We start from the raw sequence: 19,998 nt of genomic DNA, 5'->3' as shown, positions 1-19,998 counted from the left end.
TGGTCGCCGAGCGTAGGGCAGGCGGGCGCGGGCCCCGGGGCCGGTGCTCGTACCGTCGGGACGTGAGCATCCCCGTCCGTCCCGGCGCCGGCCGTCCCGCCGCCGCGCCGACCGGCCCCGACCCGCTGGCCCCGCTGCTCGACCTCCCCGGGGTCCGGGACGCCGCCGACGCCGCTCGCTCCGGCATCGACCGGCTGCTGGCCCACCGGCTCATGCGCAACCGGTCGGCCGAGGTCAGCACCGAGTCGGCGCTGCGCGGGGCCCGCGCGTCCGCGGCCCTGGACGGCGTCGACGTCCCGCTGGCCGACCTGCGCGCGGGCTCGGTCGACGACCCGGTCGTGCAGGGCTCGCTGCGGGTGTCGGTGGGGCTGGGCTCCCTGGTCGACACGTGGGCGAAGGCCCCCGGGCAGGTGCTCGCCCGGCTGCACGTGCTGGCCGCCGCCGACCTCACCGACCGGGCCGGCCTCGGCCGCCCCGGCCTGCACGCCGGCCCGCGGCTGTCCGGCCTGTTCCAGGTGGTGACCGGCACCTCCACCGTGCCGGCGGTGCTGGTGGCCGGGCTGGTGCACGGCGAGCTCGCGGCCCTGGCGCCGTTCGGCACCGCCGACGGCGTCGTCGCCCGGGCGGCGGCCCGGCTCACCACCATCGGCCGCGGCCTGGACCCCAAGGCCGTGTCGGTCCCCGAGGTCGGCTTCGTCGAGCTGGGCGCCGACGCCTACCGCGAGCGGCTGGCCGGCTACGCCGCGGGCGGTCCCGACGGCGTCGCCGCCTGGCTGGTGCACTGCTGCCGCGCCACCGAGCTCGGCGCCCGCGAGGGGCTGGCCATCGCCGAGGCGATCCTGCGCGGCTGACCGGCCCGCCCTGCGCCCGGTCCGGCCGCGGCGCACAGTGGGCAGATGCGCTACCTCGACGTCGACGGGCTCGGCCCGGTCAGCCGGATCGGGCTGGGCACCTGGCAGTTCGGGTCCCGCGAGTGGGGCTACGGCGAGGGCTACGCCGAGGGCGCGGCGCACGACATCGTCCGCCGGGCCCGGGAGCTCGGCGTCACGCTGTTCGACACCGCGGAGGTCTACGGCTTCGGCCGCAGCGAGCGCATCCTCGGCGAGGCGCTGGGGGAGGAGCGCGGGGAGGTCGTCGTCGCCTCGAAGGTGTTCCCCGTGGCGCCGTTCCCGCCCGTGGTCCGGTCCCGGTTCGAGGGCAGCGCCCGGCGGCTCGGCCTGACGCGGATCCCGCTGTACCAGGTGCACCAGCCCAACCCGGTCGTCCCCGACAGCGTGGTCATGCCGGGCCTGCGGCAGCTGCTCGACGAGGACCGCATCGGCGCCGCCGGCGTCTCCAACTACTCCCTGGCCCGCTGGCGGGCGGCCGACGCGGCGCTGGGCCGGCCGGTCCTCACCAACCAGGTGCAGTTCTCCCTAGCCCGGCCCGGGGCGATCGAGGACCTCGTGCCCTTCGCCGAGCGCGAGGGGCGGGTCGTCATCGCCTACAGCCCGCTGGCGCAGGGCCTGCTCGGCGGCCGGTACGACGTGGACGACCGGCCCGGCGGCGTGCGGGCGGCCAACCCGCTGTTCGGCACGGAGAACCTGCGGCGCGCCGGGCCGCTGCTCGACGTCCTGCGCGAGGTCGCCGACGCGCACGGGGTCCGGCCCGGGACGATCGCGCTGGCCTGGCTGGTCTCGCTGCCGCAGGTGGTGGTCATCCCCGGCGCCTCGAGCGTGGAGCAGGTGGAGGCGAACGCCGCGGCCGGCGACGTCGACCTGCGGCCCGACGAGCAGGCGGCGCTCACCGCGGCGGCGCGGGCGTTCACGCCGGTGTCGGCGGTGCGCACGCTGGTGGACGGCGTCCGGGAGCGGGTGGACGGGCTCCGCGGGCGGCTGGGCGTTTGAGCGGACGGGCCTCAGGCGCCCCGGCGCCGCCACCGGCCGGCGGCCGGGACCGCCGCCGTCGCGGCGGCCGCCACGGCGGGTACCGCGCGCAGCGCCCGCCGCCGCGCGTACCAGGCCAGCCCGGCGACCGCGGCGCCCACGCCCATCGCGGCGCCGGTGACCACCGGGGCCGGCGGCACCGCGAACCGCGAGCGCATCGACACCGGCCGGGTGAACTCCAGCACCGGCCAGCCCCGCTCGGCGGCCACCTTGCGCAGCGCCCGGTCGGGGTTGACCGCCGTCGGGTGCCCGACCGCGGTGAGCATCGGCAGGTCGGTGACCGAGTCGCTGTAGGCGTGGCAGTCGGCCAGGTCGTAGCCGTTCTCGGCGGCCACCTGCCGCATCGCCTCCGCCTTGTTCTCCCCGTACGCGTAGAACTCGATCTCGCCGGTGTAGCGGCCGTCGACGGTCACCATCCGGGTGGCCACCACCCGGTCGGCGCCCAGCATCTCGCCGATCGGCTCGACCATCTCCGCGCCGCTGCTGGAGACGATGACGATCTCCCGCCCCGCCGCCCGGTGGGACTCGATGAGGTCGGCCGCCTCGGCGTAGACCAGCGGGTCCACGACCTCGTGCAGCGTCTCGCGGACGATCTCGTGCACCGTCGCGACGTCCCAGCCGGTCGCCATGTCGGTGATCTGCGCCCGCATCCGCTCCATCTGCTGGGCGTCGGCGCCGGAGAGGGAGAAGACGAACTGCGCGTAGGCGCCCTTGAGCACCGCCCGGCGGTTGATCAGCCCGCCCGCGAAGAAGGGGCGGCCGAAGGCCAGGGTGCTGGACTTGGCGATGACCGTCTTGTCCAGGTCGAAGAACGCCGCGGCGTGCGTCACGGTTCACGACTGTAAGCGGACGCCCCGGGTGTGACGGGGCTCGCATCTCCGTCCACACCCTTTCGGGTCGTCCACAGTTGCCCCGTCCGGCACGCGCGCACCGGCAGTCCGCGATGGGCTCCGGGGCGTGCCCGCGCCTCCGGTCCCCCCGCCGTCCCGCCCGCTGGTCGTCAGCGCCGACGAGGACCTCCTCGACGAGGTCCTGCGGGTCCTCGCCGCCGCCGGCACCGAGCCCGAGGTGGCCACCGGCGGGGCGGCGCTGCGCCGCGCCCACCGCGAGGCCGCGCTGGTGCTGCTCGGCGCCGACGTCCTCGACAGCCCGGCGGTGCGCGCCCTGCCCCGCCGCCCGGGCGTGGTCGTCGTCGCGCCCGACGCCCTGCCGGCGCCGGCGTGGGCGGCCGCGGTGGAGCGCGGCGCCGAGCGCGTCGCCGTGCTGCCCGACGACGAGGCCTGGCTCGCCGCCCGGGCGGGGGAGGCGGGGCGGTCGCCGGTGGCGCGCGGCTGGCTGACCGTCGTCGGTGGCAGCTGCGGAGGGGCGGGCGGCAGCACGCTGGCCACCGCGCTCGCCGTGGCCGCCGCCGGCCGGGGCGAGGGCGTCCTGCTGGTCGACGCCGACCCGTGGGGCGGCGGGCTGGACCTGCTGCTCGGTGCTGAGAACGCCGAGGGGCTGCGCTGGCCGGAGCTGACCGGGGTGCGCGGCCGGGTGGCCGGGGACGCCCTCCTCGCCGCGCTGCCCGTCGCCGCGGGGGTGCACGTCCTCGCCGCGGCACGCGACGACCCGGCGCCGGTGCCGGCCGAGGCGCTCACCGCCGTCGTCGACGCCGCCCGGGACCACGGCCTGCCGGTGGTGGTGGACCTGCCGCGCGCGGCGGCGCCCGACCCCGCGGCGGAGGCGGTGCTGGCCGAGGCCGACCTGGCGCTGCTGGTCGTGCCCGCGCGGCTGCGCGCCGCCTCGGCCGCCCGGGCACTGGTGGCCGGGGCGCCCTGGTCGGCGGCCCGGCTGGTGGTGCGCACCGTCCCGGGCGGCCTGTCCGCCGCCGAGGTGGCCGCCGTGGCCGGGCGGCCGGTGCTCGCCGAGCTGGGGCACGACCGCGGCGCACTGCCCCGGGGCGAGCGCGGCGAGCCGCCGTCGGTGGTCCCGCGCAGCCCGCTGGGCGCGCTCGTCCGCCGGCTGCTCGGGGAGCTGTCCCGGCCGGAGCGGGCGGCGTGAGCGGCCTGCCACTGGTCGAGCGGGTGCGCGCTCGGCTGGCGCTCGAGCCGGGCCCGCCGAGCCGGGCCGCAGTGGCGGCGCTCGTGCGGGAGGAGGCCGGTCTGCTCGGCGAGACCGACGTCCTCGCCGCGGTGCGCGACGCGGTCGCCGAGCTGGCCGGCGCCGGGCCGCTGGAGCCGCTGCTGCGGGCGCCCGGCGTCACCGACGTGCTGGTCAACGGCCCCGCCGAGGTGTGGGTCGACCGGGGGAGCGGCCTGGAACCCGCGGACGTGCGGTTCCCCGACGAGGACGCCGTCCGCCGGCTCGCGGTCCGGCTGGCCGCCAGCGCCGGGCGCCGCCTCGACGACGCCGCGCCGTGGGTCGACGCGGGCCTGCCCGACGGCACCCGGATGCACGCGGTGCTGCCGCCGGTCTCGGCCGCGGGCACCTGCCTGTCGCTGCGGGTGCTGCGGCGCTGCTCCCTCGGCCTCGCCGACCTCGCCGTGCGCGGGACGCTGCCCGGGCGGTCGGAGGCGCTGCTGCGGGCGGTGGTCCGGCGGCGGCTGGCCTTCCTCGTCACCGGCGGCACTGGGTCGGGCAAGACCACCCTGCTCTCGGCGCTGCTCGGCGAGGTGCCGCCGGACGAGCGCGTGGTCCTCTGCGAGGACGCCCCCGAGCTCACCCCGGCGCACCCGCACGTCGTCCGGCTGCTCACCCGCCCGCCGAACGTGGAGGGTGCCGGGCAAGTGACCCTGCGCGACCTCGTGCGCCAGGCGCTGCGCATGCGACCCGACCGGCTGGTGGTCGGCGAGGTCCGCGGCGCGGAGGTCACCGACCTGCTCGCCGCGCTCAACACCGGGCACGACGGCGGCTGCGGCACCCTGCACGCCAACCGGCCGGGGGAGGTGCCCGCCCGGCTCGAGGCGCTGGGCGTGGCGGCCGGCCTGGACCGGCGGGCGGTGCACAGCCAGGCCGCGGCCGCGCTCGCGGTGGTGGTGCACCTGCGGCGCACCCCCGCGGGCCGCCGGGTGGCCGAGGTCGGGGTGGTCCGCCGCGACGGCGACCTGGTGGCCGTCGACGCCGGCTGGCGGGCCGACGGCGGCCCGTGCCCGGGCGCGGACCGGCTGGCCGCCCTCCTCGACGGCGGGACGGCATGACCGCGGCGCTGGCCGCGGGCGCCCTGGCGCTGCTGCTGTGGCCGGGCGGGGCGGCCCGACGGCGGGCGCGGCTGCGCCGGCTCACCGGGGCGGGCCGCCCGGCGCGGGGACCGCTGGTCACGGCGCCGCGGTCCTGGCCGGTCCTCGCCGCGGCCGCGGGCGCCACCGCCGGGGCGCTGGCCGGCCCGCCGCTGCTGGCCGTCCTGACCGGTGCGGCCGCCGCCGGCGCCGCCCGGGCGGCAGTCCGGCAGCGCGCGCGGCAACGGGACGAGCGGGACCTCGACGTCCTCGCCGACGCCCTGGCCGCCCTGGCCGCGGAGCTGCGCGGCGGCCGGCCGCTCGACGCGGCGACCGCGGCGGCGGTGGCGGTGGTCCCCGACGCGGACGGCGCCCGTGCGCTCGCCCGCGCCCTCCGCGCGCCGGGAACGGTGCCGGCGGAGGCGGCGTCGGAGCTCGGCTCGGCGCACGGGCGGCTCGCGGCGGCGGTCGAGCTCAGCGCCCGGACGGGGTGCTCGCTGGCCGCGGTCGCCGGGGCGGTCGAGGACGACCTGCGGGCCCGCCGGCGCCGGCGGGAGGAGCTGCGCTCGGTGACCGCCGGGCCGCGGGCCAGCGCCGCGCTGCTGGCCGGGCTGCCGCTGCTGGCGCTCGCCATGGGCAGCGGCATCGGCGCGGACCCGTGGGCGGTGCTCACCACGACGGTGCCCGGCCAGGCGCTGCTCGTCGCGGGGGTGGCGCTGGAGGCGGCAGGGCTGGCCTGGTCGGCGCGGCTGGTCCGGCGGGCGCTGCGGTGAGCGCCGCGGGCGCCCACACGCTGGCGCTGCTGGCCGTCGCCGGCGCGGTGGCCGCGTGGCCGACGCCGGCGGCGCGCCGCACTGCCCGGCTGCGTGCCCTCGGCGCGCCCGCCACTCCGGAGCGGCCGCCGGAGACGTCTCCCGGTCCGCTCCGGCGGCTGGTGCTCCCCCTCCTGGCCGGTGCCGCCACGGCGCTGCTCGTCGGTGGTGGGGCCGGGGTGGCGCTGGGAGCGGTCGGGGCGGTCCTCGCCGACCGGTGGCTGCGGCGGGCGCCCGGCAGGGGCCCGGCGCCCGCACTGGTGACCGCCGACCTGCCGGTGGCCTGCGACCTGCTGGGGGTCTGCCTGGGCGCCGGGCTGCCGGTCGGCGCCGCGCTCGGCGCGGTCGCGGCCGCGGTGCCGGGGCCGCTGGGTCCCGCGCTGGCCGACGTCGCCGGCCGGCTGCGCCTCGGGGCCGCGCCCCGCACGGCGTGGCACGACGCGCCACCGGAGCTGGCCGGGCTGGGCCGGGTCCTGGTCCGCGCGGGGGAGTCGGGCGCGGCGGCGGTGCCGGCTCTGCGCGTGCTGGCGGCGGAGGCGCGGACGGTGGAGCGCAGCCGAGCGGAGGCGGGCGTGCGCCGGGCCGGGGTGTGGGTGCTCGCGCCGCTCGGGCTGTGCTTCCTGCCGGCGTTCGTGTGCCTGGGCATCGCGCCGATGGCCATCGGCATCGCGGGCCAGGTGTTCGGGTGAGCCCCCCGGGGGTCGTCAGCGGCGGCCGGCGGCCATCGCGGAGGTGTGGGGCACCAGCGCCCAGGCCGCGGGGACCGCCGCGGGGACCGCCGGCGCGACCGGGGCGAGGTCGAGCACCATCCGCGTGGGCTGGAAGGCCTCGGCGTAGCCGATGCGGGCCTGCGCGCCCCAGTGGCGGGCGGAGGCCACGACGGCGTCCGGCTCGACCATCGCCGAGCGCTCCACCTGGGAGGCGTGCGCGGCGAGGGCGTCGAGCTTGCCGGCGAGGTGCGCGGTGACGTCGACGTACACGCTCGGCGCGAAGGCCAGCGTCGACGGGCTCTGGTAGTGCAGGATCCGCGGCAGGCGCCGGGCGGCACCCAGGGTGGCGGCGGCGATGGCGCGGTGGTCCTGGTGGCTGTCGTCGGGGGCGTGCACGTAGACGAGGTCGGCGGCGGTCTCCTGCAGCACCTGCTCGATGCGGCGGATCGTGTCCGAGTCGGCCACGACCTCGCAGTCGCGCAGCCCGCCCCAGGCCAGCCGCGCGCCGATCAGCTCGGCCGCGCGCTGCTGCTCGGCACGCCGGCCGGCGATCTGGCCGTCGTCGCCGGGGCCGTTCTCACCGCCGGTCATCACGAGCATGGTCACCGTGTCCCCGGCCGCCACGTGCGCCATCAGCGCGCCGCCGCAGCCGAGCTCGATGTCGTCGGGGTGGGCGCCGATCGCCAGGACACTGCGTCCCGGGCCCCTCGTCGTCGTGCCGTCCACGACAGCCGTCCTCTGCTCGCCAGGGGCGGCATCCCCGCCCGACACCTGTGCATCGGCGCCGCCGGCGGCGCCCTCCAGCGCGGCGACCGGACCTCCCCCCTCGGGGGGAGACCCGGTCGTGCGCAACCGGTCAGCCGGTGGTGGGCGCGGGCGTCCCGCGGTCGTCCCGCGGTCGTGGCGCCGCCGGGAGGGGCCCACCGAGGTGCCGCCCACCGCGCCGGTGGCCGCGAGGGTGACGACGGTGCGCATGCCGTTGCCGTCGGCCGGCAGCTCCGTCGAGGGCGGGCAGCGGGGCCCGAGGTCCCGCCAGGCGACGTGGTAAGAGCCGTGGACCTGCCAGGAGACGGCGGGGACCGCGCGCCGCCGTGTCCTGCCTGCCGTGGGGCTCCTCCCGGACCGGCGCGCCCCCGGCCCCGCCGGAGGTCCGAAGAACGGCCCGGGCGCCGCGTGCAGGCGGCCGCGGGTCCGGTCCCCCCGAGGAGGGACCGGCCGTGCTCAGACCGCGACGGCCCGGGCGACCACCGCCAGGGCGAGCTCCGCGGCCTCGGGGAACGTGCCGGTCCCCGCCCACGGGGCGGGGACGTCCGGCGCCGCCGCGTACTCGCCCTGCCGGACGCGGATCGCCCGCGCGCCCACGGCCGCGGCGACGGCGACGTCCTTGCCGGGGCGGTCGCCGATCACCAGCACCCGGTCGGCGGGGACACCCAGGCGCGCGGCGAGCGCGAGCAGCCCCTGCGGGGCGGGCTTCCGCGCGGCCCGGCCGCCGAGGGTGTCGGTGACCAGCACCTCGGTCAGCAGCGGGCCGAGCCCGGTCGCGGCGAGCTTGGCCGCCTGGATGACCGGGTTGCCGTCGGTCAGGCAGCCGACGGGCACGGCCCGGGCCAGCGCCGCGAGGGCCTCCGGGGCGCCGGGGTAGGGGTCCAGCGACGCCGGCGTGCAGGCGGTGAACGCGGCGACCAGCGGCGGTAGGTGCCGGGGCAGGTCGCCGGCGGGCACCCCGGCGGCGAGCAGCGCGCGGTCGATCGTCCCGCCGGCGTCGGACCCGGCGGCCAGCTCCGCGACGAGCGCGGCGTGCACCGCGTCGCCGTCCAGCCCGGCCGCGCCGGCGGCGGCCCCGACGTCCGCCGCGGCCGCCGCCAGGTAGGCGGCCTGCGGGTAGAGGGTGTCGTCGAGGTCGACGACGACGGCCAGCGGTGGCGGGCCGTCCCAGTCCGGCGCGGTGCTCACCACGGCAGCCGGCCGTCGGTGAAGTCGGGCTCGTCCAGCGCCAGCAGCGCGTCGGTGGCCTCGTCGGCGAGGACGGCGGCCACCTGCGGCCCGGTCGTGCCGTCGCCGTAGGGGCAAGGCAGGCCGGCCGCGCGGGCCTGCCCCGCGGGGCTGGTGTGCGCGGCGGCCGCGGCCAGGACGGCGTCGGCGGCGGAGTCGTCGGCCAGGCCGGCCAGCGTGGTGGTGCCGGCCTCGACGCCCTCCCACCGCGGCGTCGAGCCGCGCAGCACGACCACCGGGACGCCGAGGAAGGCGGCCTCCTCCTGGATGCCGCCGGAGTCGGTCACCGCCAGCCGGGCCGAGGCCAGCGCGGCCAGCAGGGTGTCGTAGTCGACCGGGCCGGTGCGGGTGATCGCCGGGTGGTCGAGCTCGGCGTCCAGGCCGGCGGCCGCCAGTCGGGCCGCGGTCCGCGGGTGCACCGGGAAGGTCACCGGCCCGACCTGGTCGGCCAGCGCGCGGACGACCCCCACCAGCCGCTTGAGCCGCACCGGGTCGTCGACGTTGGTGGGCCGGTGCGCGGTCACCAGCACGCCGGACCGCTGCGCCACCGGGACCGGGCGGACGCCGCGGGCCACGAGCGTGTCCACGACCGGGTTGCCGACCACGAACACCCGCTCCGCGGGCACGCCCTCGGCGGCGAGGAACGCGGCGGCCCGCCGGGTCGGGGCCAGGTGCAGGGCGGCCACCGCCGCGGCCACCCGCCGGTTGACCTCCTCGACGCTGCGCGGGTTCAGGCTGCGCAGCCCGGCCTCCAGGTGCGCGAACGGCACGCCGGCGCCGCGGGCGGCCAGCGCGTAGGCCGGCACGGTGTTCGTGTCGCCCAGCGCCAGGACGACGTCGGGCCGGAACCGGGCCACCGCGCGGGCGGCGTCGGCGTGCAGCGCGCCGTACCGGGCCGCGGGGTCGTCGGTGGGCAGCGCGAACCGGCAGGTCGGCGCGAGGCCGAGGGTCTCCTGCAGCCGGGTGGAGAGCGCCGGGTCGGTGTGCTGGCCGGTGTCGACGACGTCGACCCGGTGCCCCGCGGCGGTCAGGGCCGCCACCACCGGGGCGAGCTTGACCACCTCGGGGCGGGTCCCGAAGGGCACGAGCACGTGCCGCCGGCGGCTCACGCGGACACCGCCTGCGCGGCGCACGGGTCGGTCACCGGGGTGCCGTCCTCGGCGGTGTAGGTCTCGGCGAAGTAGCGGCTCATCCGCACGCCCGGGGTGAACCACAGGTGCGGCAGCCGGGCCTGCGGGTCGCGGATGCCGGTGAGGTGGGCGCTGACGACGTCGGCCCCGGCGGCCAGCGTGAGCGGCAGCCCGCCCGAGAACCGCGGGTTGATCTCGACGACGGTGGCGCGGCCGTCGTCGGCGACGAAGCCCTGCACGTTCGCCGGGCCGGTCAGCCGCACCGCCTCCAGCGCGGCGGCGACCACGTCGGTCACGGCGGGGGAGTCGAAGGTGGTGCCCTTGACCGAGATGCCGGCCCGGGTGTCGTCGCGCCAGCGCGGCACCACCGTGAGCAGCCCGCCGTCGCGGCCGACGAGGGCGTCGGCGGTGAACTCGCACCCCTCGAGCCGGGTCTGCGCGATGAGCGAGGCGTCCTCGGACAGGGCCTCGGCGACCGCGGAGCGGGCGTCGAGCAGGCGCACCCCGCGGCTGCCGCGCCCGGCGCGCGGCTTGACCACCCACGGGCCCGGGACCCGCACCAGCCCGGCGGGAGTGCCGGTGGTGGCGGGGTGGGGGACCCCGGCGTCGCGCAGCGCGCGGGCGAACGCGGCCTTGTCGCAGCACAGCTCCACGCTGTCCGCCGACGGCAGCCAGGTGGCCACCCCGGCCGCGGCCAGCTGCTCCGCACCGGCGATGAGGGCGGGCAACTCCTCGGCGACCGTGCCGATCAGCGCATCCACGCCGTGCGTCGTCGCGAGGGACACGAGGGCGTCGACGAAGCGCACGTGGTCCGCGCGCGGGACGACCGCACCGACGGTGGCCAGCGCCGCGCCGGCGGCGGTCCCGTCGGCGTCCACGCCGACCACCCGGTGCCCGAGGGCGACCAGGCGGCGGACGACCGCGACGCCGGCCGGGCCGCCCGCCCCGGTGACGAGGACGGCGGGGCGCGCCGCGTCCGGGTCCGCGTGCCGACCGCGGGCCGGAGGCGTGGGCGCGGGGTGCAGGGTCGAGGTCACCGGGGCGTCTCCGAGTCGTTCGGGCGGGCGAAGCTGGCGGGGTGCGGGGCGGCGGGGCCGGGCGGCGGCAGGGCGGCGGGCGGCGGTGCGGCCGGGGACGCGGCGGGCGGCACCGCGATCCGCGCGACCGGGACCGTCGGCTGAGGCGCGTGGACCGGCCGGGCCGCCACCCCGTCGTCGACGGCCGGCCGGGCCAGCAGCCAGCCCCGCGCCCACAGCCGCAGCGAGGCCACCCGGCTGCCGGTGACCGGCTCCCACTGCCGCGCGGCGACGCACTCGGCCAGGCAGTCCAGGACGGCGAGGTCGGTCTCGTAGGTGGCCACGGCCACCAGCGAGGCGCTGTGCGCGCCCAGGCCGTCGGCGGCCAGCTCGCGGACGCGCTCGGCCCGGCGGTCCGGAGGGAGGTGGCCGAGCCGGTAGTCCACCCGCCCGGACTCCCGGCGGGCGGCCAGCCAGGCCGACAGCCGGCGCGGGTAGACGTGGCGGTGCAGCAGCCCGGTGACCGTGGTGCGCCGCTTCCGGGCGCGCCGCTCGTCACCACCCGGGTCGCGGTAGCCGAGGCCGGGACGCGCCCAGCTGTCGGGACGGCGGGCGGTGTGCCGGCCCGACACGTCCTGCTCGGCCCGCTCGAGGGTCGGCAGGGTGATCCACACCATGAGCAGGAAGCCGCCGAGGGTGGCCACGAGGTTCCACACCGTGCCGACCCAGTCGTGGAAGAGGACCAGCGCGCCCTCGCCCCACAGCAGGCCCGCCCCCGCCGACAGCAGCAGCCGGCCGTGGTTGAGCAGCAACAGCGCCGCGACGGCGACCAACAGCCCCCCGACGGCGTGCAGCCTGCGGCTGCGCAGCACGACGGCGGTCAGCGCGGTCAGCCCCAGCACCGACAGCACCGACGAGCACGACGCCGTCACGACCGCGTCGATGATCCCGCCGTCGCCGGGGAAGAGCAGCACGTGCTGCGGCAGCACCCCCGACACCTGCCCCGGCGCGATCCAGCCGAGCACCGTCGCCACCCCGGCCGCCTCGACCACCTGCAGCGGGCCGGACAGGTAGCGGAAGCCCAGCACGCAGATCGCGGCGGCGAGCGCGAGGTCGAACAGCACCGGCACCAGCCGGCGGTTCGTCCCGCGCCACGCCCTGCGGCGGACGGGCGGGACCGCGAGACCGGCGGCGCTCACCGCTCCTCCCAGGCAGTGACGGCGAACGACCGCGGCCGGCCGGCGGGCAAGGCGGCGCTCTCCTCCACGGCGGGCGCCGGGACGGCTGCCGGCAGCACGGTCGAGGTGGCGCCCGACCGGCTGGTCTTCACCCAGCTGTAGGGCCGCCCGAGCATCCCGTCGACGTAGGCGCGAGAGGTGATCCAGATCGACAGCGCGAACGCCGGGAGGAAGCCCAGCAGCCGCCAGGCCGACCGCCGCTCGACCCGGCCGACCAGCAGCCCGACGCACAGCTCGGCGAGCGGGCCGATGAACAGCAGCATCGACAGCGGCAGCAGCCCGACGACCGGCAGGTCACCGATCCCGAAGGCCCGCAGGGCGGTGAGCAGCAGGCCCAGGCCGGACAGCAGCGGCACGTGGTAGACGGCGAGGAACAGCGACGTCTCGACCTTCTCCAGCGGGGAGAGGTGCCGCGTGCGCATGAGCGGCCGCCAGTAGTCGCGCAGGCACTTCTGGTGGCCGCGGGCCCAGCGGTAGCGCTGCTTCCAGAACCGCTGGGCGCTGACCACCGCCTCCTCGAAGTCGATGGCCGAGACGTCGTAGCGGACCCGCTGTCCGGCCATGAGGATGCGCAGCGTCAGGTCGGTGTCCTCGGTGACGGTCTCCGGGTTCCAGCCGCCGAGCGCGCGCAGCGTGCTCATCCGCACCGCGCAGTTGGCGCCGCCGTAGGCGGGCAGCTCGAACAGCGCCTGGCGGCCGTACTCGTTGACCAGGTAGCCGGAGAGGTAGTCGACGAAGACGACGCCGGCCATGGACGAGTCCTTGCCGTTGCGGATCACGCAGCGGCCCATCACCGCGCCGACCACCGGGTCGCGGAAGTGCCGGACCAGCCGGCGCAGCGCCGTGGGCTCGGGCTCGTGGTCGGCGTCGAAGACCAGCACGACCTCGGCGTCGACGAGGTGCAGGGCCTCGTTGAGCGCGCCGGACTTGCCGCCGCCGGCGCCGGGCGGGCGGTGCAGCACGCGCAGCCGCGGCTCCCGCGCCGCCCAGGCGTCGAGCTTCGCGCCGGTCGCGTCGTCGGAGCCGTCGTCGACGACGACCAGGGTGAGCCGGTCGGCCGGGTAGTCCAGGGCGAGCAGCGCGGACACCATCCCGTCGACGACGAGCTCCTCGTTCTTGCAGCCCACGAGCACCGCGACCGGCGGGGTGTAGCTGTCCAGCCCGACGTCGGCGGCGAGCAGGTCGCGCTCGGCCCAGCGGGCGGCGGCGACGGCGAAGGAGAGGTGCCGGCAGAAGTAGACGCCGAACACCACGTTGAGCGCGCCGGCGACGACGCCGAGCGTCCGGTCCAGCCCGAACGCGGCGGCCGCGGCGGCGAGCGCCACGACGTAGCCGGCGAGCACGAGGGGGCGGCCCTCGGGGCGGTCGGTGCCGTGTGCCACGGGTCCTCCTCCCGGCCTGCGGTGACGCGTGCGCGCCACCTCCTCGCTGATTCGGCATCTGCGGGGACCACCTGAAGCGGAAGCACCGACACCCCGCCGTCCGCCGTCCACAGGCGGCCCGTCGTCCACAGCCTGCGGGCGGGCACCGGCGGAGGCGCCCGGCGCGGTGAGGGTCGGGACGCGCCCCGCGACCGGGGCCGCCCGACCCGAGGAGGAGCCGTGACCACCCACCACCCGCCCGCTGAGGACCCGGCCGGGCCGATCCCCGAGGAACCCGCTCGGCGCGGGCTCGCCGCCCGCTGGGCTCGGGTCCGCGCGACCGCCGAGGCGGGCATGAGCACCGCCGAGTACGCCGTCGGCACGGTCGCGGCCTGCGCCTTCGCCGCGGTCCTCTACCGCGTGGTGACCGGGGGATCGGTCGTCAGCGCGCTCGGCGACCTGGTCGAGTCCGCGCTCGGCGCCCTCTCCTGACCGTGCGCCGCCGCGCGGTGCCCCCGGGCCGGCGGGAGGCCGGGATGGTCACCGCCGAGACCGCCGTCGTGCTGCCCGTGCTGGTGCTGGTGCTCGCGGCCGTCGTCTCCGCCGTCGTGGTGGTCGGCGCGCACCTGCGCTGCGTGGACGCTGCGCGGGAGGGCGCCCGCGCCGCCGCCCGCGGGGAGGACGCGGCGCAGGTCCGTGCGCTGGCCGCCCGGGTGGCGCCGGACGGGGCGGTGACCGCGGTGGTCGTCGCGGGGGAGGAGGTCCGGGTCACCGTCGGCGCGTCGGTGGCGCCGCTGGGCGTCGGCCCGGCCGTCGGGGTCGGGGCGAGTGCGGTCGCCCGGCTGGAGCCCGGGGTGGCCGGCGGGTGAGCGAGCGGGAGCGGGGCTCGGCGACGGTGTGGACGGTGGCCCTGGCCGGCGTGCTCGCGCTGGTCGGGCTGGCCGCGGTCCTCGTCGGGGCGGCGGTGGTGGCCCGCCACCGCGCCGGGTCCGCGGCCGACCTCGCCGCGCTCGCCGCCACGGCGCGGGCGGTCACCGGGGACCCGGCCGCGTGCGCGGCCGCCGCCGAGGTGGCGCGGGCCAACGGCGCGGACCTGGCCGCCTGCACGGTCGGGGACGGCGCGGTCGTCGACGTCCGGGTCGCGGTCACCGTGCCGCTCGGGCCGCTGGGCGCCCGCCGCGCCGAGGCGGTCGCGCGCGCCGGGCCGGCGCCGCCCGCGGGCTCAGAAGACCAGGCCGTCCTCGACGTGGCCGGCGCCGGCGTCCGCGGCGGCTTCCGCGGGCCCCTCGGCGTCGGGCTCCTGCGCGGGCCCGGGCCGGGGAGCGGTCCGCCCGGTGCCCGGCCGCCGCAGCAGCCCCCGGACCGGCCCGGTCGGCATCACGTGGGCGGTGCCCTCGGCCTCGGACTCCTCGGCGTCGTCGGCGTCCGTGGTGTCCTCGGCCGCGGCCAGCTCGTCGAGCACGACGTCGAGCACGCGCACCGCGCCGGCCTTGTCCAGCGGGTCGTTGCCGTTGCCGCACTTGGGCGACTGCACGCAGGAGGGGCAGCCGCTCTCGCACTCGCAGCTGGCGACGGTGGCCCGGGTGGCCCGCAGCCAGCGCCGCAGCGCCGCGAAACCGCGCTCGGCGAAGCCGGCGCCGCCGGGGTGCCCGTCGTAGACGAACACCGTCGCGGTCCCCGTGTCCGGGTGCAGCGCGGTGGACAGCCCGCCCAGGTCCCAGCGGTCGCAGGTGGCCAGCAGCGGCAGGATGCCGATCGCCGCGTGCTCGGCCGCGTGCAGCGACCCGGGCAGCGCCAGGTCGTCGACCTCGGCGCGGGCCACCGCGTCGGCGTCGAGGGTCAGCCACACCGCGCGGGTGCGCAGCTGGCGCGGCGGCAGGTCCAGCGGGAACTCGGCGAGCACCTCGCCGGTGCCGGCCCGCCGGCGCTGGTAGGCCACGACCTGGTTGGTCACGTCGACGACGCCGGTGTGCGCGGTGACCGTGCCCAGCCGGCGGGTGCGCTCGACGTCCACGACGGAGAGGTCGGTGACGTCGCGGGCCACGGTGGTCCACTCCGGGCTCTCGGCGTGCACGACGGCGCAGGCGTCCTCGGGGTCGAACTCGTCGACGACGAAGGTCTCGCCGCGGTGCACGTACAGCGCGCCGGTGTGCACCGTGGAGTGTGCCGCCCCGCCGTCCACGGTGCCCAGCAGCCGGCCGGTGTCGCCCTCGATGATCGCCACCGGCTCGCCGCCGCTGCCCCGGATGTCGACCTCGGGGCGCCCACGCCCGGCCCAGTACCAGCCGGCCGGGCGCCGCCGCAGGTCCCCGGCGGCGACGAGCTCCGCCAGCCGCGCCTCGGCCACGGGGCCGCCGAAGTCGGGCAGGTCCTCGGGGGTCAGCGGCAGCTCGGCCGCCGCGGAGCACAGCTGCGGCCCCAGCACGTAGGGGTTGGCGGGGTCGGTGACGGTGGCCTCGACCGGCCGGCCGAAGACCGCGCGGGGGTGGTGGGCCAGGTAGTGGTCCAGCGGGTCGTCGCGGGCGACGAACACGACCAGCGACTCCCGCTGCGCCCGCCCGGCGCGGCCGGCCTGTTGCCAGAGGGAGGCCAGCGTGCCGGGGTAGCCGGCGAGCACCACGGCGTCGAGGCCGGCGATGTCGATGCCGAGCTCGAGGGCGTTGGTGGTGGCCACGCCCAGCAGCTCGCCCGCGGACAGCGCCCGCTCCAGCTCGCGCCGCTCCTCGGGCAGGTAGCCGCCGCGGTAGGAGTCCACCCGCCGCACCAGGTCGCCGCGGCCCCGGTCGGCCAGCAGCCGGCGGGCCTGCTCGGCCACCGACTCGGCGCTGCGCCGGGACCGGACGAACGCCAGCGTCCGCGCGCCGCGGTCGACCAGGTCGGCCAGCAGCCCGGCGGTGTCCGCGGCGGCCGACCGGCGCAGCGGCGCCCCGTGCTCGCCGGTCTGCTCGGTGAGCGGGGGCTCCCACAGCGCGAAGGTCGCGCCCGGGCGCGGGGAACCGTCGTCGGTCACGGCCACGACCGGCGCCCCGACCAGCCGGCTGGCCGCCGCGGCCGGCTCGGCCACGGTCGCCGAGGCCAGCACGAACACCGGGTCGGCGCCGTAGCGGCGGCAGATGCGGCGCAGCCGGCGCAGCACGTGCCCGACGTGCGAGCCGAACACCCCGCGGTAGGCGTGGCACTCGTCGATGACGACGTAGGCCAGCCGGCGCAGCGTCGAGGACCAGCGCTGGTGGGCCGGCAGCACGCCGCGGTGCAGCATGTCCGGGTTGGTGACGATCCACCGCGAGTGCCGGCGCACCCAGTCGCGCTCCTCGGCGGGGGTGTCGCCGTCGTAGGCGGCCGGCCGCACCGACGGGTCGGCCAGCGCGGCGACCGAGGCCAGCTGGTCGCGGGCCAGCGCCTTGGTCGGCGCGAGGTAGAGGACGCAGGCGCGCGGGTCCTCGGCCAGGCGGGTCAGCGCGGGCAGCTGGTAGGCCAGCGACTTGCCCGACGCGGTGCCGGTGGCCACGACCACCGAGGTGCCGTCGTGGGCGAGCTGGGCGGCCTCCACCTGGTGCCGCCACGGCTCGCGGACGCCCTGCTGCTCCAGCCGCTCCCGCAGGCCCGGCTCGACCCACTCCGGCCAGGGCAGCGTCCGGCTCTCCCGCACCGCCAGCCGGTGCACGTGGGTGACCGGGGACTCCTCCTCCGGGGTGCCGGCCAGCAGGTCCCCGAGCAGCTCGGCGCCCGGCGGCACGGCGTCCGGGGACCCGGCGCTCTCGGGGGCCGCGGACCCGTGCGCGGCGGCCGCACCGTGGACCGGCGTGCCGTCCACGGCAGTGCCCTCCACGGTGGGCTCCTCCACCGCGGTGCCCGGCGCCTCGCCCCCCGAGGACCCTCCGCGGCCGGGTGGGGGAGCAACCGACCGGACCGGGTGGAGCGTGGTCACCCCTCCACTGTCACACCCGGGGGCAAGCCGCCCCTCGTCCCGGGGAGGGGAGCGACCCTCCGCCCACCTGCGGTCACGCACTGCCCCCACAGCGGTTCCGGGGAGGGGGCAGACTGCGGAGTGTGATCTCGCTTACACTCGCGCCTCGTCTCCGGGCGGTCCCGCCCGCCGACGTGCTCTCCGCCGACCGGGGACGCGAGCCGCCCGTCGGCAGCCGACCGCTGGGAGGTACCGATGCCGGACAATGATCTCTCCGGCGGGGACGTCGTCCTCGTGACGGCAGCCCTCGTCGTCTCGCTGGCTGCACTGGTGTTCGCGTGGTCCCTCGTGCGCGCCGTCCTGGCCGCCGAGCAGGGCACCACCCGCATGCGGGACATCGCCCGGGCCGTGCAGGAGGGCGCCGGGGCCTACCTGCGGCGGCAGTTCCGCACGCTCGGCGTCTTCGCCGTGATCGTCTTCCTGCTCCTGCTCGTCCTGCCTGTCCACGACGGCGGCTGGGGCACCCGCATCGGCCGCGCGGTCTTCTTCCTCGTCGGCGCCCTGTTCTCCGCGACGGTCGGCTTCATCGGCATGACGCTGGCCACGCGCGGCAACGTCCGGGTCGCGGCCGCCGCCCGCGCCGGCGGCTACCGGCCGGCCTTCCGCATCGCGTACCGCACCGGCGGGGTCTGCGGGATGATCACCGTCGGCCTGGGCCTGTTCGGCGCCTCGCTGGCGCTGCTGCTGTTCGACGAGACCGCCCCCGTCGTGCTCGAGGGCTTCGGCTTCGGCGGCGCGCTGCTGGCGATGTTCATGCGCGTCGGCGGCGGCATCTTCACCAAGGCCGCCGACGTCGGCGCCGACCTCGTCGGCAAGGTCGAGGCCGGGATCCCCGAGGACGACCCGCGCAACGCCGCCACCATCGCCGACAACGTCGGCGACAACGTCGGCGACTGCGCCGGCATGGCCGCCGACCTCTTCGAGTCCTACGCGGTGACCCTCGTGGCCGCGCTGATCCTCGGGCAGGTCTTCTTCGGCGCGGTCGGCATGGTCTTCCCGCTCGTCGTCGCCGCGATCGGCGTGCTCGCCTCCGTCGTCGGCATCCTCGCCAGCAACCCGGGCAAGGGCGACGCCAGCGGCCTGGCCCCCATCAACCGCGGCTTCTTCACCTCCGCGGTCGTCTCCCTCGTCCTCGTCGCCGCCGCGGCCTTCACCGTGCTGCCGAGCGTCGCCGACGTCCCCGACTCGGTGGTCAACCCCCAGGTGCTCGGCTTCGTGTCCGTCCTGATCGGCATCGTGCTCGCCGCCGCCATCCAGCAGCTCACCGGTTACTTCACCGAGACCAGCCGCAAGCCCGTGCGCGACGTCGGCCGCAGCTCGCTCACCGGCCCCGCGACCGTGGTGCTCTCCGGCATCTCGCTGGGCCTGGAGTCGGCCGTCTACGCCGCCCTGCTCATCGGCGCCGCCGTCTACGGAGCCTTCCTCATCGGCGGTGGCGCGGCGCTGTACGCCGTCGCCCTGGCCGGGTGCGGGCTGCTCACCACCGCCGGCGTGATCGTCTCGATGGACACCTTCGGCCCGGTCAGCGACAACGCGCAGGGCATCGCCGAGATGTCCGGCGACATCGACGAGGACGGCGCCCGCGTGCTCACCGACCTCGACGCCGTCGGCAACACCACCAAGGCCATCACCAAGGGCATCGCGATCGCGACCGCCGTGCTGGCCGCCACCGCGCTGTTCGGCTCCTACAACGAGCAGGTCCGCGCCGCGCTCGACGGCGCCGACCTGGGGCAGGCGTTCAGCCTCGTCGAGCCGGACAACGTCGTCGGCGCGGTCATCGGCGCGGCGGTGGTGTTCCTCTTCTCCGGGCTGGCGATCAACGCGGTGTCCCGGGCCGCCGGGCGGGTGGTGTTCGAGGTCCGCGAGCAGTTCCGCACCCGCCCCGGGATCATGGACTTCTCCGAGCGGCCGGACTACTCCGCCGTCGTCGACATCTGCACCAAGGACTCGCTGCGCGAGCTGGCCACCCCCGGGCTGCTGGCCGTGCTGGCGCCGGTGGCGGTCGGGTTCGGCCTCGGCTTCGGCCCGCTGGCCGCCTACCTGGTCGGCGCGATCGCCGCGGGCACCCTCATGGCGGTCTTCCTCGCCAACTCCGGCGGGGCCTGGGACAACGCCAAGAAGATGGTCGAGGACGGCGCGTACGGCGGGAAGGGCAGCGAGGCGCACGCGGCCACCGTCATCGGCGACACCGTGGGCGATCCGTTCAAGGACACCGCGGGCCCGGCGATCAACCCGCTGATCAAGGTGATGAACCTGGTGGCGCTGCTCATCGCGCCGGCGGTCGTCAGCCTGCACGTGGGGGAGGGCGCCAACACCACGGTGCGGCTGCTCATCGCCGGCGCCGCGGCGCTGGTGGTCATCGGCGCCGTCGTGGTCTCCAAGCGCCGCTCGGTCGTCGTCGGCGGCACCGCCGGGGAGCCGGCCGGCACGCTGACCACGTCCGCTTCCTGAGACCACCCCGCGAGCCTCCGCCCGGCCCGGCCGGGCGGAGGCCCGCGGCGGCGGTCTGTGGACGGGCAGCCGGCTGTGGACGACGCGGCCGGTCCCGCCGCAGGGCCGTCCTAGCGTCCGCGGGGGGGGGGGCCCCCCCCGCCCCCCCCCCCCCCCCCCCCCCCCCCCGGCCCCCCCCACAACCAAAAAAAACAACACCCCC

General features: G+C 78.4%; 17 protein-coding genes and 1 pseudogene. 10 read left to right on the top strand and 8 right to left on the bottom strand.

Features of this window, described 5'->3' with window-relative positions:
* Nucleotides 1-62: 62 nt before the first annotated feature.
* A complete protein-coding gene (locus ACI79B_RS20190; protein ID WP_456929829.1) occupies nt 63-851 on the top strand; it encodes an oxidoreductase in 789 nt (262 codons plus the stop codon).
* Between the two features lie 45 nt (nt 852-896).
* Nucleotides 897-1,886, top strand: coding sequence for an aldo/keto reductase (locus ACI79B_RS20185; protein ID WP_456929828.1), 990 nt, complete (start codon nt 897-899; stop codon nt 1,884-1,886).
* An 11-nt stretch (nt 1,887-1,897) separates the two neighbouring features.
* Here ACI79B_RS20185 and ACI79B_RS20180 read toward each other — a convergent pair whose 3' ends face one another.
* Nucleotides 1,898-2,755 carry an HAD family hydrolase gene (locus ACI79B_RS20180; protein WP_456929827.1) on the bottom strand — a complete coding sequence of 286 codons (858 nt, stop codon included), beginning with the start codon at nt 2,753-2,755 and terminating at the stop codon, nt 1,898-1,900.
* A 127-nt stretch (nt 2,756-2,882) separates the two neighbouring features.
* Here ACI79B_RS20180 and ssd point away from each other — a divergent pair, with 127 nt between their 5' ends.
* From ssd to ACI79B_RS20160, 4 genes are read left to right on the top strand one after another with little or no spacing between them, the layout of a single operon-like run.
* Entirely contained in the window at nt 2,883-3,965 is a 1,083-nt protein-coding gene (ssd, locus tag ACI79B_RS20175; protein ID WP_456929826.1) for a septum site-determining protein Ssd, read from the top strand.
* Nucleotides 3,962-5,101, top strand: a complete 1,140-nt coding sequence (locus ACI79B_RS20170) for a TadA family conjugal transfer-associated ATPase (protein WP_456929825.1) — start codon at nt 3,962-3,964, stop codon at nt 5,099-5,101. Before ssd ends, ACI79B_RS20170 begins: the two co-directional genes overlap by 4 nt.
* Entirely contained in the window at nt 5,098-5,892 is a 795-nt protein-coding gene (locus tag ACI79B_RS20165; RefSeq protein WP_456929824.1) for a type II secretion system F family protein, read from the top strand. Before ACI79B_RS20170 ends, ACI79B_RS20165 begins: the two co-directional genes overlap by 4 nt.
* Nucleotides 5,889-6,620 (top strand): type II secretion system F family protein, encoded by a 732-nt coding sequence (locus ACI79B_RS20160; RefSeq protein WP_456929823.1) that lies wholly within the window; start codon nt 5,889-5,891, stop codon nt 6,618-6,620. The genes ACI79B_RS20165 and ACI79B_RS20160 overlap by 4 nt, the downstream gene beginning before the upstream one ends.
* A gap of 15 nt (nt 6,621-6,635) precedes the next feature.
* Here the strand turns inward: ACI79B_RS20160 and ACI79B_RS20155 are convergent, their stop codons facing one another.
* From ACI79B_RS20155 to ACI79B_RS20130, 6 genes are all read right to left on the bottom strand, one after another.
* Nucleotides 6,636-7,367: a PIG-L deacetylase family protein gene (locus ACI79B_RS20155; protein WP_456929822.1), complete on the bottom strand. Its 732-nt coding sequence runs from the start codon at nt 7,365-7,367 to the stop codon at nt 6,636-6,638.
* A gap of 495 nt (nt 7,368-7,862) precedes the next feature.
* Nucleotides 7,863-8,594 (bottom strand): HAD family hydrolase, encoded by a 732-nt coding sequence (locus ACI79B_RS20150; protein WP_456929821.1) that lies wholly within the window; start codon nt 8,592-8,594, stop codon nt 7,863-7,865.
* The gene (gene wecB, locus ACI79B_RS20145; protein ID WP_456929820.1) at nt 8,591-9,742 is read right to left on the bottom strand and encodes a non-hydrolyzing UDP-N-acetylglucosamine 2-epimerase; all 1,152 of its coding nucleotides are present in this window, start codon (nt 9,740-9,742) and stop codon (nt 8,591-8,593) included. Before wecB ends, ACI79B_RS20150 begins: the two co-directional genes overlap by 4 nt.
* Nucleotides 9,739-10,800, bottom strand: coding sequence for an ATP-grasp domain-containing protein (locus tag ACI79B_RS20140; RefSeq protein ID WP_456929819.1), 1,062 nt, complete (start codon nt 10,798-10,800; stop codon nt 9,739-9,741). Before ACI79B_RS20140 ends, wecB begins: the two co-directional genes overlap by 4 nt.
* Nucleotides 10,797-11,978, bottom strand: coding sequence for a hypothetical protein (locus ACI79B_RS20135; protein ID WP_456929818.1), 1,182 nt, complete (start codon nt 11,976-11,978; stop codon nt 10,797-10,799). The genes ACI79B_RS20140 and ACI79B_RS20135 overlap by 4 nt, the downstream gene beginning before the upstream one ends.
* On the bottom strand, nt 11,975-13,399 hold the full coding sequence (locus ACI79B_RS20130; RefSeq protein ID WP_456929817.1) for a glycosyltransferase: 1,425 nt from the start codon (nt 13,397-13,399) through the stop codon (nt 11,975-11,977). Before ACI79B_RS20130 ends, ACI79B_RS20135 begins: the two co-directional genes overlap by 4 nt.
* A gap of 219 nt (nt 13,400-13,618) precedes the next feature.
* Here ACI79B_RS20130 and ACI79B_RS20125 point away from each other — a divergent pair, with 219 nt between their 5' ends.
* From ACI79B_RS20125 to ACI79B_RS20115, 3 genes and pseudogenes are all read left to right on the top strand, one after another.
* A complete protein-coding gene (locus ACI79B_RS20125; protein ID WP_456929816.1) occupies nt 13,619-13,870 on the top strand; it encodes a DUF4244 domain-containing protein in 252 nt (83 codons plus the stop codon).
* Between the two features lie 44 nt (nt 13,871-13,914).
* Complete coding sequence (locus tag ACI79B_RS20120; RefSeq protein ID WP_456929815.1) at nt 13,915-14,247, top strand: TadE family type IV pilus minor pilin; 333 nt, start codon at nt 13,915-13,917, stop codon at nt 14,245-14,247.
* Nucleotides 14,244-14,573: pseudogene (locus tag ACI79B_RS20115) on the top strand (Rv3654c family TadE-like protein); the annotation flags it as partial. The gene ACI79B_RS20120 and the pseudogene ACI79B_RS20115, both read left to right, overlap by 4 nt.
* A 27-nt stretch (nt 14,574-14,600) precedes the next feature.
* Here the strand turns inward: ACI79B_RS20115 and ACI79B_RS20110 are convergent.
* Nucleotides 14,601-17,207 carry a DEAD/DEAH box helicase gene (locus ACI79B_RS20110; protein ID WP_456929814.1) on the bottom strand — a complete coding sequence of 869 codons (2,607 nt, stop codon included), beginning with the start codon at nt 17,205-17,207 and terminating at the stop codon, nt 14,601-14,603.
* A 333-nt stretch (nt 17,208-17,540) separates the two neighbouring features.
* On the opposite strand from ACI79B_RS20110, the gene ACI79B_RS20105 reads away from it, so the two are divergent.
* Nucleotides 17,541-19,796 (top strand): sodium-translocating pyrophosphatase, encoded by a 2,256-nt coding sequence (locus ACI79B_RS20105; protein ID WP_456929813.1) that lies wholly within the window; start codon nt 17,541-17,543, stop codon nt 19,794-19,796.
* Nucleotides 19,797-19,998 lie beyond the last annotated feature (202 nt).

The organism is Geodermatophilus sp. SYSU D00879, assembly GCF_054050375.1.
This window is presented reverse-complemented; position numbering and strand designations above follow the sequence as displayed.